Annotated in this window: 14 protein-coding genes; 5 read left to right on the forward strand and 9 right to left on the reverse strand. The window is 67.3% G+C overall.

The features are described 5' to 3' along the window. Positions 1-250: 250 nt before the first annotated feature. Complete coding sequence (locus A5700_RS26010) at positions 251-523, reverse strand: hypothetical protein (RefSeq protein WP_156671130.1); 273 nt, start codon at positions 521-523, stop codon at positions 251-253. 35 nt (positions 524-558) lie between these two features. On the opposite strand from A5700_RS26010, the gene A5700_RS07905 reads away from it, so the two are divergent. Further along, a complete protein-coding gene (locus tag A5700_RS07905) occupies positions 559-2,052 on the forward strand; it encodes a serine hydrolase (RefSeq protein WP_082960504.1) in 1,494 nt (497 codons plus the stop codon). An 18-nt stretch (positions 2,053-2,070) separates the two neighbouring features. Here the strand turns inward: A5700_RS07905 and A5700_RS07910 are convergent, their stop codons facing one another. Then, positions 2,071-2,718, reverse strand: a complete 648-nt coding sequence (locus A5700_RS07910; protein WP_068070422.1) for an NUDIX hydrolase N-terminal domain-containing protein — start codon at positions 2,716-2,718, stop codon at positions 2,071-2,073. Between the two features lie 383 nt (positions 2,719-3,101). Between A5700_RS07910 and A5700_RS07915 the strand changes: the two genes are divergently transcribed. Next, positions 3,102-3,845, forward strand: a complete 744-nt coding sequence (locus A5700_RS07915) for a class I SAM-dependent methyltransferase (protein WP_068070425.1) — start codon at positions 3,102-3,104, stop codon at positions 3,843-3,845. Position 3,846: 1 nt separating this feature from the next. Here the strand turns inward: A5700_RS07915 and A5700_RS07920 are convergent, their stop codons facing one another. Together A5700_RS07920 and A5700_RS07925 are read right to left on the reverse strand one after the other, a co-directional pair. Further along, positions 3,847-5,076: a glycosyltransferase gene (locus A5700_RS07920; RefSeq protein WP_082960505.1), complete on the reverse strand. Its 1,230-nt coding sequence runs from the start codon at positions 5,074-5,076 to the stop codon at positions 3,847-3,849. Positions 5,077-5,122: 46 nt separating this feature from the next. Further along, positions 5,123-6,076 (reverse strand): UDP-glucuronic acid decarboxylase family protein, encoded by a 954-nt coding sequence (locus A5700_RS07925; protein WP_068070426.1) that lies wholly within the window; start codon positions 6,074-6,076, stop codon positions 5,123-5,125. Positions 6,077-6,284: 208 nt separating this feature from the next. On the opposite strand from A5700_RS07925, the gene A5700_RS07935 reads away from it, so the two are divergent. After that, a complete protein-coding gene (locus A5700_RS07935) occupies positions 6,285-7,529 on the forward strand; it encodes an NAD(P)-dependent alcohol dehydrogenase (protein ID WP_231973803.1) in 1,245 nt (414 codons plus the stop codon). 41 nt (positions 7,530-7,570) lie between these two features. Here the strand turns inward: A5700_RS07935 and A5700_RS26905 are convergent, their stop codons facing one another. Genes A5700_RS26905 through A5700_RS07945 form a run of 3 tightly spaced genes read right to left on the reverse strand, consistent with a single transcriptional unit; the run spans position 7,571 to position 10,894 of the window. Continuing rightward, the gene (locus A5700_RS26905; protein WP_231973804.1) at positions 7,571-8,173 is read right to left on the reverse strand and encodes a hypothetical protein; all 603 of its coding nucleotides are present in this window, start codon (positions 8,171-8,173) and stop codon (positions 7,571-7,573) included. Continuing rightward, positions 8,170-9,066: an NAD(P)/FAD-dependent oxidoreductase gene (locus A5700_RS26910; protein ID WP_231973805.1), complete on the reverse strand. Its 897-nt coding sequence runs from the start codon at positions 9,064-9,066 to the stop codon at positions 8,170-8,172. The genes A5700_RS26905 and A5700_RS26910 overlap by 4 nt, the downstream gene beginning before the upstream one ends. Positions 9,067-9,115: 49 nt before the next feature. Next, positions 9,116-10,894: an NAD-binding protein gene (locus tag A5700_RS07945; RefSeq protein ID WP_068070429.1), complete on the reverse strand. Its 1,779-nt coding sequence runs from the start codon at positions 10,892-10,894 to the stop codon at positions 9,116-9,118. A 397-nt stretch (positions 10,895-11,291) separates the two neighbouring features. Here A5700_RS07945 and glnA point away from each other — a divergent pair, with 397 nt between their 5' ends. Next, positions 11,292-12,728 (forward strand): type I glutamate--ammonia ligase, encoded by a 1,437-nt coding sequence (gene glnA / locus A5700_RS07950; RefSeq protein ID WP_068070430.1) that lies wholly within the window; start codon positions 11,292-11,294, stop codon positions 12,726-12,728. Between the two features lie 9 nt (positions 12,729-12,737). Here the strand turns inward: glnA and A5700_RS07955 are convergent, their stop codons facing one another. Beyond that, on the reverse strand, positions 12,738-13,295 hold the full coding sequence (locus tag A5700_RS07955) for a TetR/AcrR family transcriptional regulator (protein ID WP_068070432.1): 558 nt from the start codon (positions 13,293-13,295) through the stop codon (positions 12,738-12,740). Between the two features lie 183 nt (positions 13,296-13,478). On the opposite strand from A5700_RS07955, the gene A5700_RS07960 reads away from it, so the two are divergent. Next, positions 13,479-14,357, forward strand: a complete 879-nt coding sequence (locus A5700_RS07960) for an alpha/beta hydrolase (RefSeq protein WP_369828246.1) — start codon at positions 13,479-13,481, stop codon at positions 14,355-14,357. Between the two features lie 43 nt (positions 14,358-14,400). Here the strand turns inward: A5700_RS07960 and A5700_RS07965 are convergent, their stop codons facing one another. Next, complete coding sequence (locus A5700_RS07965) at positions 14,401-14,910, reverse strand: DUF2505 domain-containing protein (protein ID WP_068070443.1); 510 nt, start codon at positions 14,908-14,910, stop codon at positions 14,401-14,403. Positions 14,911-15,004 lie beyond the last annotated feature (94 nt).

Genomic DNA, 15,004 nt, shown 5'->3' on the forward strand with positions numbered 1-15,004 from the left:
GGGGACGGGCGGGACCCCACCAGCGACCCACGGGTTGGATTTTGCGTGCGGTTAGCGGCTTCAATGGTCACGGGTAGCACGTCGTACGCGCCCTGATACTGCACACGAGACGCTGAAGAGGAGCTCTCATGACCTATCGCCGTCTTGCTTGGGCGCTCGGCGTGGCGGTGGCCGCGGCCGTCGTCCCAGTCCAAGCCCACGGCGAGCCGCCGACGAAGTGTCTCACCAACACCCCCAAGGGCAAGCAGGTCTACGTGCCCTGCGACCTGCTCAACGCGGGTGCGAACTTTCCGCCGGGGCAGCGGTGCCCTCCGCCGCTGGAGCAGTACTCCAAAGATGTCGCGGAATGGTGCGGTGACGGGCCCGGCCTGGCGAGCACGACGCCCACGACGCCCACGACTCCGACGACGCCCACGACACCCACGACTCCGACAACTCCCACGACGCCGACCAGCCCCACCCGCCCCACAAGCTCCACGAGCTCCACGAGCCCGAGCTCCCCGACCCCGACCAGTCCTGCCACCACCACGAGCCTTCCGACCCCGGCAGCTCCGGCGAATGCGCAGTGAGGGCGTCGCGCTCCGCAAGGGCATCGCCGTCGGGACTGCCCTGCTGACGGTCGTTGCCGCCTGCTCCCGCGGGGGCGCAGCACACCACCCGTCCAGCGGTACAGCACAGGCAACGCAGCCGTCCGTTGCCGTCGCCGCGCCCGATTTCGCGAACGTCTCCGCACTGATCACCGACGCGATCGCGGCGAACAAACTGCCCGGCGCGGTGGTGGTGATCGGGCACGGCGGGGAGGTGGTCTTCCATCGGGCTTACGGCTCGCGCAAGCTTGCGGGCGAACCCGGATTAGAGGGAATACCCGCGCCCGCCGAGCCGATGACCGAGGACACCATCTTCGACCTGGCGTCGCTGACCAAGAGCCTCGCCACGGCGACGGCCGTCATGCAGCTCGCCGAGCGCGGCTCAGTCTCGATCGACGAGCCCGTGCAGCGCTACCTGCCCGGCTTCAATACCGCGGGCGATCCTCGCCGTGCGCAGGTCACCGTCCGCATGTTGCTGACGCACACCTCGGGGTTGCCGGGCGACGTGAACCTCGGGGACCCGTGGGGGCTGGACGGGCCGGACAAGGCGGAAGGTATCCGTCGAGCGCTCACGACCCCGCTGGAGTCGGGCCCCGGCGGCGGCTACAGCTACTCCGATATCAACTTCATCGTGCTCGGCGCCTTGGTCGAAAAGCTCAGTGAGACGGCGTTAGACGGCTACGCGCAACAACACGTCTTCGACCCCCTCCGCATGACGGACACCCGCTACCTTCCGCTGGCCAAGGCGTGCGGGCCGCACAGCACGATCGGTTCGGCCATCGCCTGGACGTCCGCGCCCGGCGACGGGCGGCCATGCCCTGCCGGCACTTTCGACGTCGGCATCCTGCCGCGGGTCGCACCGACCGCGCGCGACGAAGAGAGCAGGGGCGACCCGGGCGCGAATCCCGACCTGGACCGCCTGCTGCGGGGCACCGTGCAGGACACCACCGCCCGGCGCATGGGAGGAGTCGCCGGTCACGCCGGCGTGTTCTCGACGGCTCACGACGTCAGCCTTTTCGCGCAAGCGCTGCTCGACCGGCTCGCGGGCCGCCCCAGCGAGTTTCCGTTGACACAAGCAACTCTGGAGCTGATGACCAGTCCGCAGCAGCCGGGACACAACGCCCACCAACTCGACGCCGCCAATGCGGCCAGTCGAGCGGCCGTCAGCGGCGGCCCGGACGCGAAGGACCCGTTGCTCGCTCCGCACTACCCCGCGATCGCGGGTGCGGATGTGCGCGGGCTCGGCTGGGACATCGACACCGCCGACTCGCTGGCGCGGGGAGCCGTCTTTCCGATAGGCAGCTTCGGCCACACGGGCTTCACCGGAACCTCACTGTGGATGGACCCGGGCTCGGACACGTACATCGTTCTGCTCTCGAACTCGATCCAGGTGCGCGGCAGCCCGCCGATGTCGAGATTACGCGGTGAGGTCGCGACGGTAGCGGCGCGCGCGCTGCATCTGTGAGCAAGTGGGCGCCCATGCTCAATCGAAAACCGTTGCCAGATCTGGATTCCGCCAATGGGTCCGCATGAGCTGCAGCTGGTCCTCGACGACCGATGCCGACAACGGGGGCAACGCGTCGACGTCGAACCAGTCGATCGCCGACGTTTCGGTGTCCTCGGGTGCCACACGACCCCGCTCGCGGCACAGGAAGAACAGCTTGTAGACGTGGAAGAGGGGCAGCCGCCCAGACCCTCGGCCCTGCTTGTCCTGGTCGACTACGGCGACGAGCTTGTCGACATCGACGACCAAACCGGCCTCTTCGCGCACCTCTTTGGCGACCGCCTCCGCCGGGCTTTCCAGTACGTCGCACCAGCCCCCCGGCAGGGTCCAACAGCCGTCGGCGCGCTCTTGCACCAGCAAGACCCGCTCGCTCGAGTCGAAGATCGCACCACGCACCGACACCTTGGGAGTCATGTACCCGCTGTCCATGGCGACCGCGGCTCGTAACCGCTCGGGCCCGCCCTCGCTGATCAGCCCCAGCAGTTCCTCGCCGCACCGACGTACCTGTTCGTAGCGTTTGCGGTCGAAAGGATCCTCGGTGAAGCTCAGACCGTTCTGCGCGACGGCGAGCAGAGTCAGTGCTTGGTGGCGGATCAGTGCGGCGGCCTCAGGCGCTGGCGAACACATGGCCTCCAGTGTGCCCGCCGGGGTTCGCCTCGCCTCGCGCCCCGTCGCTCCGCCCCCGTCACGCGGATGGTGATCGCGTGCATGCGTAGCGAGCGTCACGGCATCCAGTTCGGTGCTCGTTCGATCCCAACACGTTCCAAAGGTGCTGCTTCACAACGGCTTCGGCCGGCCCTCAGCCTCGCGAAAACGACTCTGGCGGCCAGCCGGATCGGCCCGGCGCCCCGAGGCTCGATTGCGCCGGAGCGCGGAGTTGATACGCTTCGACGTGGCCCGGTGGTCAGGCGTGAGGCCGGGCCTTGCGCTTCTGGACAAGCCAACGCCGGCCGTGAACGGGTGACCGGCCCACCGACCGCCTTGGAGGATTTCATGCGCAGGTGCGCGTCATGACCGATGCCGCTTGGGTTCTCTATACCGAGCAGATGGATAAGGTCGACGGCTGGTTCTTCGAGGCGGACGTCGAGATGTTCAGCAAGCTGCTCGCCAGCCAAACGGCGGAGGGCGTCACGGGCGACATCCTGGAGATTGGTGCGTATCAGGGCAAGTCCGCCATCCTCATGGGCTACAGCCTCCGCGATGACGAAGAGCTGGTCATCTGCGACCTCTTCAGCGACGTGATGCACCACGCTGACATCTCGGCGAGGCCGCGCCAGCAGTACGCGGGTCTAGAGCAACAACAATTCCTGGCCAATTGGGATCGCTTTCACACGCGTCGACCCACACTCGCGGTGTGTGAGTCGACGCAGCTGGATCTGGGGGATCGGGCGCTGCGCTTCGCGCACATCGACGGATGCCACAGTTACCGGTGCGTCGCCAGCGACATCCGCCTCGCGCTCTCGCACATGGCCTCACGGGGCGTGATCGCGCTCGATGACTATCGCGGCGTCGAGACGCCCGGCGTGGCCGCGGCCATCTGGCAAGCGGTCGGCAACGGCGTCCTCTTCCCCTTCGCCGCCACGTACATGAAGCTTTATGCCTGCGCGTCCGCCGCCGATCAGAGCTATTGGGCGAAGCGGGTGCGGGATCGCGGCGATATCTGCGTGCTGCCGGACTTCGATCTGCCCACCTATCAGGAAGTTTCGGCCGCCCAGCTCGACAGCTCGACCGGGCACGACGTGGCCGAATCCTGACTTAACCCGGCGGCCGCTCGGACGGCACCGACCCGTCCTCGGTCGGCAGCCGCGGCGAGGCTGAAGTTCCTTGCCGGACAGCCTCTTCCAGCAGGTCGGCGGCGGCCGCGGCGCTCTGCGCAGGAGGACTCAGGTGCGCGGCCACCTCGCGGGTTCGAGCGACACACTGTGGTGTGAGGATGGACCGCAGGTCCGAAACCAGGGTGTCCGGCGTCATCTCGGAGAAGTGGCGCCCGATGCCGACGCCGAGCTGATTGACCGCAGCCGCCCACATCGGTTGGTCGACCGACACCGCGAGGGCCAGGGTCGGAACGCCGGCCCTGATACCGGCGAACGTGGTGCCCGGTCCCGCGTGATGAACGACCGCGCGGCAGGCGGGGAACACCGCCGCGTGGTTCGACGATCCCACGATCTTCACGTGGTCGGCGGCGGCCAGATGCGTGAAATCGCTGATGCCGCTGGAGATCAACGCCCGCTCACCGAGCTGCGCGCACGCATCGCTGATCGTGGTGAGCAGGTCCTCGGGGAAGGCGACGCGTGCGCTGCTGCCGAACCCGAAGTAAATCGGCGGGGTCCCCGCGTCGATCCACGAAGCGACCTCCGCATCCAGCTCCGTCGACAACTCGAGCGTCAGACCCCCGACGAAAGGCCGCCGGACGTCGAACTTCGCCCATTCGGCACCCAGGCCGGGAAAGAACAGTTCGTCGTAGGCCTGCAGTTCCAGCGGTATCTGTGCACCGGCTCCCGGGCGTTCCGGCAGACCGAGGGTGCGGCGTTGGGCCACCTCGGCCTCCTTGGTGATCTGCGAGCCCGGATCGTTCGGCGGAAGCGGATAGATGTGCAGCGCCGCCTGCGCGATGCCATGGTACTCGGCGACGTTGGCGGCCAGGCCCTGCTCGCTCGCGTCCGTAAGGATCAGGTCGGCGCCCTCGGACAGCGACACGAGCGCCGCACCTAGCGACGGCCAGAGTTCATTGAAGTCCCGCAGTATCTCCCATGCCATGAGCACGGGGTTGGGCGTATCACCCCATTTACGAGCAATATTGGCGTTCTGCTCCGTCTGGTCGCGGCCGTGCGGAACGGCGGTGAGGCCCGCGGAAGCGACGAAGTCGAGATAGTTCGGCGGGGCCGCCATTCGCACCTCGTGGCCGCGGCGGTGCAACTCCCGCGCGACGGTGGCGCACGGCTCGACGTCGCCGCGAGTTCCCAAGGTTGCCAGGGCGAACTTCATGGCCACAGCCTCACTCTCGGGGATGTGCCGGTGGCGACAGCGCCGCCTAGGTCTGACATTTCAGAGCCTCTCGAAAGTAAGCGATGGTCCGCTCGGCGCCCTGGTCGAACGACACCTGGGGGCGCCAGCCGAGGCGGGACTCGGCGAGACTGATGTCAGGCTTGCGCTTGCGCGGGTCGTCGGGGGGAAGTGGCTCGAAGACGGTGACCGAAGGCGACCGGGTCATCTCCGTGATGATCCTTGCGGTCTCCAGAACCGTCAATTCCGTCGGGCTGCCGAGGTTGACCGGTCCTGTGAACGAGGGCTCGCTCCTCGCCATGATCATGAGGCCCCGCACCAGATCGTCGACGTAGCAAAACGATCGCGTCTGGCTACCGTCACCGAATACCGTGATTGGATTGCCTTGCAGCGCTTGGACGATGAAGGAGGAGATGATCCTTCCGTCTTCGATGTCCATTCTCGGGCCGTAGGTGTTGAAAATCCGGACGACCTTGATCGCAACGCCGTACAGGCGGGCATACTCGAGCATCAGCGTCTCGGCGACGCGCTTGCCTTCCTCGTAGCAGCCCCGAGTGCCGAAGCAGTTGACATTTCCCCAGTAGCTTTCGGACTGCGGGTGGACGGCCGGGTCACCGTAGACCTCGCTGGTCGACGCCTGCAGCATGGTTGCGCCGCTCTCTCGCGCCAGTTCCAACAGGTTCTTCGTCCCGACGTAGTTGGTCTCGAGGGTGAACAGCGGGTCCCGTTGGTAGGCGCGCGGCGACGCGGGGCACGCCAGGTTGAAGACGGTGTCGACCGGGCCCGTCAGCGCCGCGGTCAACGGTTGGGTGATGTCGTGCTCGAGGAAGCCGAAGCCCGGGTCCGAATCCAGATGTGCGATGTTCTCGCGCCTGCCGGTGCAGAAATTGTCCACGCCGAGCACCTCGACGCCCTCGCGGCGGAGACGATCGCACAGATGGGACCCCAGGAACCCGGCGGCGCCCGCGACCAGGGCTCTCATCTTGCGTTCTCCTTCGCTTCGGCACACGCCGTGGCGCTCGGGCGCGGGCGCTTCGGATCATAGATCTTCACGTCTCCGCCCACCGTTGCGGAACCGGCGGGGGAGCGCCGCGGTCCAAGCGCCGGCGGGATATGCAGGTAGGGCTCCGCTCAGCGTGGTTCGACCAGCGTGAGCCAGATCTCCGCGGCCGTCACTGCAGCGTGAGTTTGTGGACGCGTTCATCGTAGGGGACGAGTTCGCGGGCGCGCCCGGCGCGGATCTTGGCGACGAAATCAGGATTGGCCAGGGCGGCGCGCCCCACGGCGGCGATGTCGAATTCGCCGCGTTCGAGAACGAGCGTTCGCGTTTGTCGGCGATATGGCGTCGCCACCCGGGCATACGGACCGGGGTCGGTTCCGTTAGCACGAAGGTGCAGAACGACCGAACTGAGGGGAGTGCCATGCGCGCATACCGTTTCCGGGGCAGCGCCGGACTGGACGGCTTGGAATTGCATGACGAACCCGTCCCGTCGCCGCAGCGTGGGGAACTTCTGCTGCGCGTGACGGCTGTATCGCTGAACTACCGCGACGTAGCGATCCCGCTGGGCCGCTACGTCCGCGACAGCAAGCCGGGGCTGATTCCGTGCAGCGACGCTGCCGCCGAAGTCGTCGCGGTGGGTCCGGGCGTGACCGATTACCGGCCGGGCGACCGCGTCGTGAGCGCGTTCCACTCTCGCTGGTTCGGCGGTCCGCTACCAGCCACGGCGAATTCCGATAGCTATGGCAGCGGACAGGATGGCTGGCTCACCGAGTACAAGGTGGTTTCGCGCGAGGCCGTCCTTCCTATTCCCCAGGAGATGCCGGACGAACACGCCGCCACGCTGCCCTGCGCCGGCGTCACGGCCTGGAATGCGCTCAATGGCCCGACGCCAGTCCGGGCCGGACAAACCGTGCTGACGCTCGGCACCGGTGGCGTCTCGATCTTCGCCCTGCAACTCGCGAAAATCCTCGGTGGTCGTGTCGTCGCGACGACCTCCAGCGCTGAAAAGGCCGCGCGGCTGCGGGAATTGGGCGCTGACGACGTCGTCAACTACCGCAGCCATCCCGAGTGGGGGACGCAGGTACGCGAGCTGACCGGCGGCCGTGGGGTGGACCGCGTGATCGAAGTGGGAGGACCGGCCACCATCAACCAGTCGCTGCGGGCGATCGCCACGGGAGGGGAGGTCACTCTCATCGGGTTCCTCAGTGAGGACAACCCGGGCATCGACTACTTCGCGCTTCGGGGAGCTGGCGCCATCACACGGTCCATCACGGTCGGTGACCGCACCCAATTGCACGAGCTCATTCGCGCTGCCGCCGTCACCGGCCTCACGCCCGTGATCGACGACGTCATCGAATTCGCGGACGCTAAAACCGCTTTCGAGCGGCTACGCGACGGCAAGCACATCGGCAAACTCGTCATCCGAGTCGGTTGAACACTCGGTAGCGCGCGAGCAGTGACCGACGTCGGCCCGGATCAGCCGCATCCGTCGCGCCCGTCGGCGACGAGTGCCCAATACCGGCGTTCGCGCTCGGTCAGCTCGTTGCTGGTAATCGCGTCGAAGGCCGCGGCGTCGCGCTCGAGCCGCGCCGCCGCGTCGGGCAGCGCATCGGGACCCTCGAGCCGGAAGCAACTGGGCGCGAGCGGACCGAACAGCAAGGCACGCCGCAACTGCGGCCAGTTGCCCAGGTGCGGCTCGACCCCGGCGGCTCGGGCGAAGGCGAGGGCGACCAGATTCATGCGGGTTTTCTGCGGAGCGGCACGCCGGGCCCGGTAGGCCTGGATGGCGGAGCGCTGCTCGGCGTCCGAAGGCGGTGCTATCGCGCCGCCCCAGGTGTAGGCGATCCACCGCGCCTGAAGTTCAAGCGGCACAAAGTATCCGCCGGACTGGTCCCACATGCCGACGAATGCCAGTCCGGGCAGGTCGGGATGGAAGGTGTAGCGGTCCGTATCGAGGTGCACCGTGTCGAGGTCGACGGCGGCCCGGATGTCGTCACTCAGGAACGGCAGGTGCAGATTGAATCCGGTGCCGAACACGAGACCGTCGAAATCCTCGGAGCGGCCGTCGCCGAACGTCACGGTGGTGCCCGCGATGCTGGTGATCCACGCCGCACCGCGATCCGACCCTCGGCCACCAATGGCAGGTAGTGCTGGCACAGCGTGACACCCGCGGCGAACAATGACGGCTCCGGGGCCGGTGGGCCGTACTGCTGCGGGCTGCCCCCCGCCTCGAGGACCATCTCCTTCAGTTGCCGGTCCACCTCGGGGGACGGCAGGCGCTCATTCGCCAGCGCGCCGTAGCGGGTGAACATCTTGTGATCGGACGGGATTCCCCCGGCGAATTTCGGCAGGATGTACCGCTGCCGGCGCTGAGTGACGACGACACGCGCCGCGCCCAATTGCGCTAGCTCCGAGGCGATCTCGAGTGCGCTGATCGCGCAGCCCGCCACCAGCACTTTCTTGCCGAGGTAGGGGGACGGCCCACGATAGGCGTAGGTGGAGATCGCGGCGGCCGAACCGCTGAACGTGTCGAGGCCTGGGATCGAGGGGATGGCGGGGGAGTGGAACCTTCCGGTTGACACCACCACTCGGTCGAACCTTTCGGTACCACCGGTGTGTTCGACGAGCCATCCGTCACCGTCGGGCGCGATCCGGTCGATCCTTCTGCCGAACCGGATGCGCGGTGTCACCCCGAACGTGTCGGCGTAGCGGTGCAGGTAGTCCAGGATCTCTCGATTGGGCAGAAAGACGGCCTTGCTGCGGTGCTCGAGGTCGCTGAACGCGGTCATGATCCGACTGGTGTTGGTGTACATCGTGGGCCAGACGCCGCTTCGGCCGACCATGCCCGCCCACTGCCCACCCAGCGTCGTGCTCTGCTCGAACAGTGTCGGTTGCAGGTGCTGCGCGAGCAGCCAACGCGCCGCGACCAGCCCGCCGGGTCCCGCTCCGATCACCGCGACGGTTGCTGCCACCGCTGAACTGTCGCACGCGCGAGCGTGGGAGTGCGAGCGCCCGCGGTGCTCACACCTGCGTCTCGGGTGCCCACTTCGGGAGTCGCGCCTCGGCGCGGTGTGTCGATCGCGCCGCCGCCAGCGTCACCGCGCGCTCCCCGTTGATCGCGGTCAGCGGCGGCGGCTGCCCCTTGCGCAGCGTGGCGATCAGCTCCCGATAGGGCCCGATGAGGTAGACGGTGTCACCGGCTTGCAGTCGAGCGTTGCGTCGCGGGCGCAGGCTCACCGGCCCGTCCGGCCGGGTGATCGCGATGACGCGCGTCTGAGTGGACAGGTCCACCATGCGCAACCCGTCGAGTTCGCTGCCGGCCGCCACCAGCATGCCGCCGACCATGAACGAGCGCTGTCCCACCCAGAACGTGCCCAGCACCTGCAGCCCCATCGCCGCGCCGATGAACCACGGCGCCGCCAGATCGACGAGCGAGCGCACGTTCTCGAACCCGAACTGCCGGTTCACCGCGGTGCCCAGCGCGCGGCCCTGCACCCGCATCACGATCGGGACCTGCGTGTCGGAGCCCAGAATTTCCAACAGCACGATGCCGGTGCGGATGTTCGCCATGTCGTCCTGGGTGACCACAGCCACCCCGCGGGCGCGGTCAACCCGCGCCGACTCGAGCGTCTGATGCATGGTCGAGTCGCCGAAGATGACCGGCACGTCGAGGTCCGCCGCGATCTTCAAGAAGCGGTTGGTCTCGTCCTGTTCGATCACCACCACGTCGTACCCGGCGGTGTGCAGGTCGGTGACGACGCGGATGCCGATCGACCCCAGCCCCACCACCACGATGTGCCCGCGCATGTGCCGCGCCCGTCGTACTCCGGCGTTCTGGCCGAGGCGTCGGGACAGCAACACGTCGGCCAGCGACGCGACCACCACGGCGGTCACGATCACGCCGCCGAACATGAGCGCGATGGCGAACAGCCGCAGGAAGGTCGACTGCTGGGCGAAGCTGAAGTCGCCGAAGCCGACACTGGTGATCGTCTCCGAGGTGAAGTACACCGCGTCGAGCCACGACATCCTCGGGTGCTGATAGGTGTAGCGCACGACGGCGGCCGAACCCATCATGAGCAGAAGCGTCAGCACAAGCGACGGCAGGAGCATCGGGCTGACGTCGTCGCGGATGGCGCGCGCGGCGTCCACCGCGCGCCGGACCCGGGAATTGCTGGAACGCGACGCCGTGGGAGGAGCCACCCGAATGCCACGGGCCGCCATCTCGTCGCGGACCCCGATCATCGAGGTCCAGTCGCCGGCGTAGACCGCCAGGTCGCGCCCCGGGCAGGGCACCACCTCCCCGGGCACGGGCGAGTTCTTCCCGTGCACGACCGCCACCGGCGCGAGGTCGCCGTAGATCTCCCGCAGGGTGCCCTGCTGCCGCGCCTCGGATCCCCAAACGACGAAGTCGATGCCGTCGGTGTCGAATTCGTGGGTGTTGCGCGACAGGACGGCCTCCACGACGGAAGGGGCGGCCAATTCGGCGACGTCCAAGATGGCGCCCGGGCCGTTGACGACAGACACCTTGGCGCGCAACACGTTGTCCGCCAGGCGCGCGACCACACGCACATTGGGGCTGTATTGGCGTGCCAGCAAGGCGATTTCGAGATTGACCGCGTCGTCGGGCCCGGCGCAGACCACGGCGCGCGCCCGATGCACCCCGGCTCCGAGAAGGTCGGCGGCGGTGTTGATCTTGATGATCCGCGCGCCAGCACCCCGCAACTCCTCCGCGATCGTCCGGGACAGCGGGTCGTCGCCGCTGACGATGATCTCTCGGTGGAACTGGAAGACCTCACCCATGTGGCCGGCCCCGCTCGGTCCTCGATCGCTGCCGCGGTTACCGCTGCGCGAGGACGGACTGCCGCACCGGGAGAGGTTGCTCGCCGTCTGGGCGGGGCTTGTTGTAGCGCGGCATCGACACTCCCAAAGTTCACTGGTGCCTATGACTATCGGGCACGGTGCGCGAAACTGCCACCGGAACGGCCGGGCGCGACAGCGCCAACTTTCCTCACGCCGCGCCGCAACAGGTTCGACCCCAGCTTGTCATGTCCAGGAAATAGTCGAGGCGTAGAACAAGCTCCGCGCTTGAAGTGCGTTCCGCGGGAGAAGAGTTGGCGCTCGACGCCGGCCTGCGGCAGGCACGAGCGGGGGAACGCCGCGTTCACCAGCAGCCCGCGCACCGAGCAAGGAGCAGCGAGTGTCCGAGACGACCCCCGACGATATCTTCAGGCTCGCGCGGGACGAGAAGATCGAATACGTCGACGTCCGCTTCTGCGACCTGCCGGGGACCATGCAGCACTTCACGATTCCCAGCTACGTCTTCGACGAGAACGTGTTCGAGGAGGGGTTGGCGTTCGACGGCTCGTCCATCCGCGGCTTCCAATCGATCCACGAGTCCGACATGTTGCTGCTTCCCGATCCCGAAACGGCGACCATCGATCCGTTCCGCTCGGCCAAGACGCTGATCGTGAACTTCTTCGTGCACGACCCCTTCACGCTGGAGCTGTATTCGCGCGATCCACGCAACGTCGCCCGCAAGGCGGAGAACTACCTGATCAGCTCGGGCATCGCCGACACCGCCTACTTCGGTCCGGAAGCCGAGTTCTACATCTTCGACTCGGTCAGCTTCGACTCGCGCACCGACACCTCGTTCTACAAGGTGGACGCCACCTCGGGTTGGTGGAATACCGGGGCGGAGGCCGAACCCGACGGCAGCCCGAACCTCGGCTACAAAGTCCGGCCCAAGGGCGGCTACTTCCCGGTGGCGCCCACCGACCACTACGTCGACCTGCGCGACGTCATGCTCACCCACCTCACCAACGCCGGCTTCTCGTTGGAGAAGGGGCACCACGAGGTGGGCAGCGGCGGCCAGGCCGAGATCAACTACAAGTTCAATACGCTGCTGCACGCGGCCGACGACCACCAGATGTTCAAGTACATCGTCAAGCAGACCGCGTGGCAGGCCGGCAAGACCGTGACCTTCATGCCCAAGCCGCTGTTCGGTGACAACGGCTCGGGCATGCACTGCCACCAGTCGCTGTGGAAGGACGGCGTGCCGTTGATGTATGACGACATGGGGTACGCGGGGCTCTCCGATACTGCCCGCCATTACATCGGCGGCCTGCTCTATCACGCGCCGTCGCTGTTGGCCTTCACCAACCCGACCGTCAATTCCTACAAGCGGCTAGTTCCGGGTTACGAGGCGCCGATCAACCTGGTGTACAGCCAGCGCAATCGCTCGGCGTGCGTGCGGATCCCGATCACCGGCAACAATCCCAAGGCCAAGCGGCTCGAGTTCCGTTGCCCGGACTCCTCGGGCAACCCGTATTTGGCGTTCTCGGCCATGCTGATGGCCGGCCTCGACGGCATCAAGAACAAGATCGAGCCGCCGCCCCCGATCGATAAGGACCTCTACGAGCTCCCGCCGGAGGAAGCCGCCGAGATCTCACAGGCGCCCACCCAGCTATCGGCGGTGATCGACCGACTGGAAGAGGACAGCGAATACCTCACCGAGGGCAGCGTATTCACCCCCGACCTGATCGAAACCTGGATCAATTTCAAGCGCAATTACGAGATCGCGCCCTACAACCTGCGGCCGACGCCCTACGAGTTCGCGCTGTATTACGACGTTTAGGGCCTGCGGTCAACGGCCCGGGCCCGGCTTCGCGGGGTTGTCCGTGACGACTTTGACGAGAGCCTCTCTCGCCACTCCGTCGAGGTGGTGAGTCAGCAACCCCTCCACGGCGAATACGCCGAGCGCAGTCCTCGGAGCGACCTCCGATTCGGGAAAACCGGCCTCGCGCAGGCCGTGCGCCAGCATGCCCTCGACAAGTGTGTGAAACCCTGTGTGCCACAGATCGATTCGTTGAGACACGACGGTTCTCGCATGGACGGCCGTCACCAGTCGGTGGTAACGCTCCAGGCGCGCGACGACCCACAGCACCCGTTCGCTGAGTTCGGTCTCGGCGAGCTCGCCGATTTGCATCGCGGCGTCGGTCACGATGCGTTCCAGAACGCCGACCAGCAGCGCGTCTTTGTCCTCGAAGTACCAGTAGATGGTCGTCGGGGTGACCCCGGCGGCTGCAGCGAGCTGCGCCATCGAGGTGTGGTCGTAGCCGACGTCGGTGAACAGTCGCTCGGCGACGGCGAGGATCTCGGCGCGCTTCTCCTCCGGGGCTTGCGGTCGTCTGTTGCGCGGCACAGGATCAGCCTATCTTGACCGCCATACAAGAAGCTGTTAGCTTTCTTGAATTGCATACAAGAAAGCGTCGGCGGGATATGCGGCGGGCCGACCGCCGACCCGACGAGCAGTGACGGAGTGAAGGTGACAGCGACACCAGAATTGCGCTTCTCCCACAGCGAGGAGTCTTTTATTTCCAGCGGTGTGCGCTGCGCCGCGCGGGTCTATCGGCCCGCGGGACCGGGGGCGGGGCACCGAGCAGTCATTGTGATGGCGCATGGCTTCGGAGGCGTGCGCGCCTTGCGCCTCTACGCCTACGCCGAACGATTCGCCGCCGCCGGCTACATCGTTGTCGTCTTCGACTACCGGGGCTTCGGTGACAGCGAGGGGTGGCCGCGTCAGCTTCTCAGCATCAAGGCGCAGCATGCCGACTGGAGAGCGGCCCTGAAATTCGCGCGTGCAGTCGCGGGGTCGGACCCGGACCGCGTGATCGCTTGGGGGACGTCGTTCGCCGGAGGCCATGTCATCACTCTTGCCGGCGCGGGCGAACCGTTGGCCGCGATCATCGCTCAGGTGCCGCACATCAGCGGTCCCGCCGCCGTCCGCGCCACCGGCGTCCGCGCCGGTCTTCGGCTCGCGCCGTACGGCCTACGAGACCAGCTTCGGGCGTGGTTACGTCGACCACCGGTGTACGTGAATTCCGCTGGCGCGGTCGGGGAGCCGGCGGTGATGACGTCGCCGGACGCCTTGCCCGGCATGGAGCAGCTGATCACCGACTCGGCGCTCGCTGCCGACGCCTACCCGACGACCGTCGCCGCCCGCATCGTGCTGCGTATCGTCGCCTACTCACCGGGGCGGCATGCCGGTTCCATCACGTGCCCCGCCCTCGTCCAAATCGCCGAGCACGACGCCGTGACTCCGGCGCGCGTCGCCCTACGAGCCGCGGGCAAGATGACGGCGGCGACGGTGCACACCTACGATTGCGGCCACTTCGATCCCTACGTGGAACCGCTATTCTCGACGGTCGTCGCCGACCAACTCGCGTTTCTCGCCCAGCACGTGCCCGCGCAGGGCGAATCATAGCGGATGCGGGTGCCTCGGTTCGTGCCCGCTGATGCGTTGCATGTCAAGGGTTTTCGCTGATCCACTCGGTGGTGAACCGCACGATCTCCGGCACGCTCTTGGCCAGATCCGACCCGATCGACTTTTCCAACTTGCCGCCCACGAGCGGGATCTTGACCTCCACGCGCACCTCCGAACGCAGTTGCGAACCCTGACCCGACGGTGCCAGCCACATGTCCGCACGGCCCGATCCCAGGCCCGCGGAGGCCGAGACGTTGATCTGGCCGCGCACCTGCCGCTCGCCGTCGGGCCGCCACGTCTCGCTGTGCACCAGCCTCACCTCGCCTGGGACCACCTTGGCGATCAGCCCCGGCAGCAGCTGGCGCCCCAGGTGCTGGACGACGCGGACCGACACCGCGCCGCTGGCGTCGATGTCCAGGGCGTCCAGCGTGGTCACCGCCTCGGCGCCGCCGGCGGCGATGCGGGCTCGCCAATACGCCTCACGCGCGAACGCCGCATGGATCTGCTCGACGCTGGCGGGCGATTCCGCAACGACATCGAAGGAGCGCGCCATGCCCGACATTGTCCCAAAACGTCGATCGGATGCCGCCGTCCGCCCGCCGGTCGCGTGCAGGTCACGCCGGGGACACACCTCGGCGAATAACCGC

The sequence above is a fragment of the Mycobacterium sp. E1214 genome (genome assembly GCF_001666755.1).
Lineage (GTDB): Bacteria > Actinomycetota > Actinomycetes > Mycobacteriales > Mycobacteriaceae > Mycobacterium.

Excerpts from the sequence above, each read along its gene's own strand:
- A5700_RS07925 (WP_068070426.1), bottom strand. The coding sequence starts at position 6,076 with ATGAGAGCCCTGGTCGCGGGCGCCGCCGGGTTCCTGGGGTCCCATCTG.
- A5700_RS07920 (WP_082960505.1), bottom strand. The coding sequence starts at position 5,076 with ATGAAGTTCGCCCTGGCAACCTTGGGAACTCGCGGCGACGTCGAGCCG.
- A5700_RS07915 (WP_068070425.1), top strand. The coding sequence starts at position 3,102 with ATGACCGATGCCGCTTGGGTTCTCTATACCGAGCAGATGGATAAGGTC.
- A5700_RS07945 (WP_068070429.1), bottom strand. The coding sequence starts at position 10,894 with ATGGGTGAGGTCTTCCAGTTCCACCGAGAGATCATCGTCAGCGGCGAC.
- A5700_RS07910 (WP_068070422.1), bottom strand. The coding sequence starts at position 2,718 with ATGTGTTCGCCAGCGCCTGAGGCCGCCGCACTGATCCGCCACCAAGCA.
- A5700_RS07905 (WP_082960504.1), top strand. The coding sequence starts at position 559 with ATGCGCAGTGAGGGCGTCGCGCTCCGCAAGGGCATCGCCGTCGGGACT.
- A5700_RS07965 (WP_068070443.1), bottom strand. The coding sequence starts at position 14,910 with ATGGCGCGCTCCTTCGATGTCGTTGCGGAATCGCCCGCCAGCGTCGAG.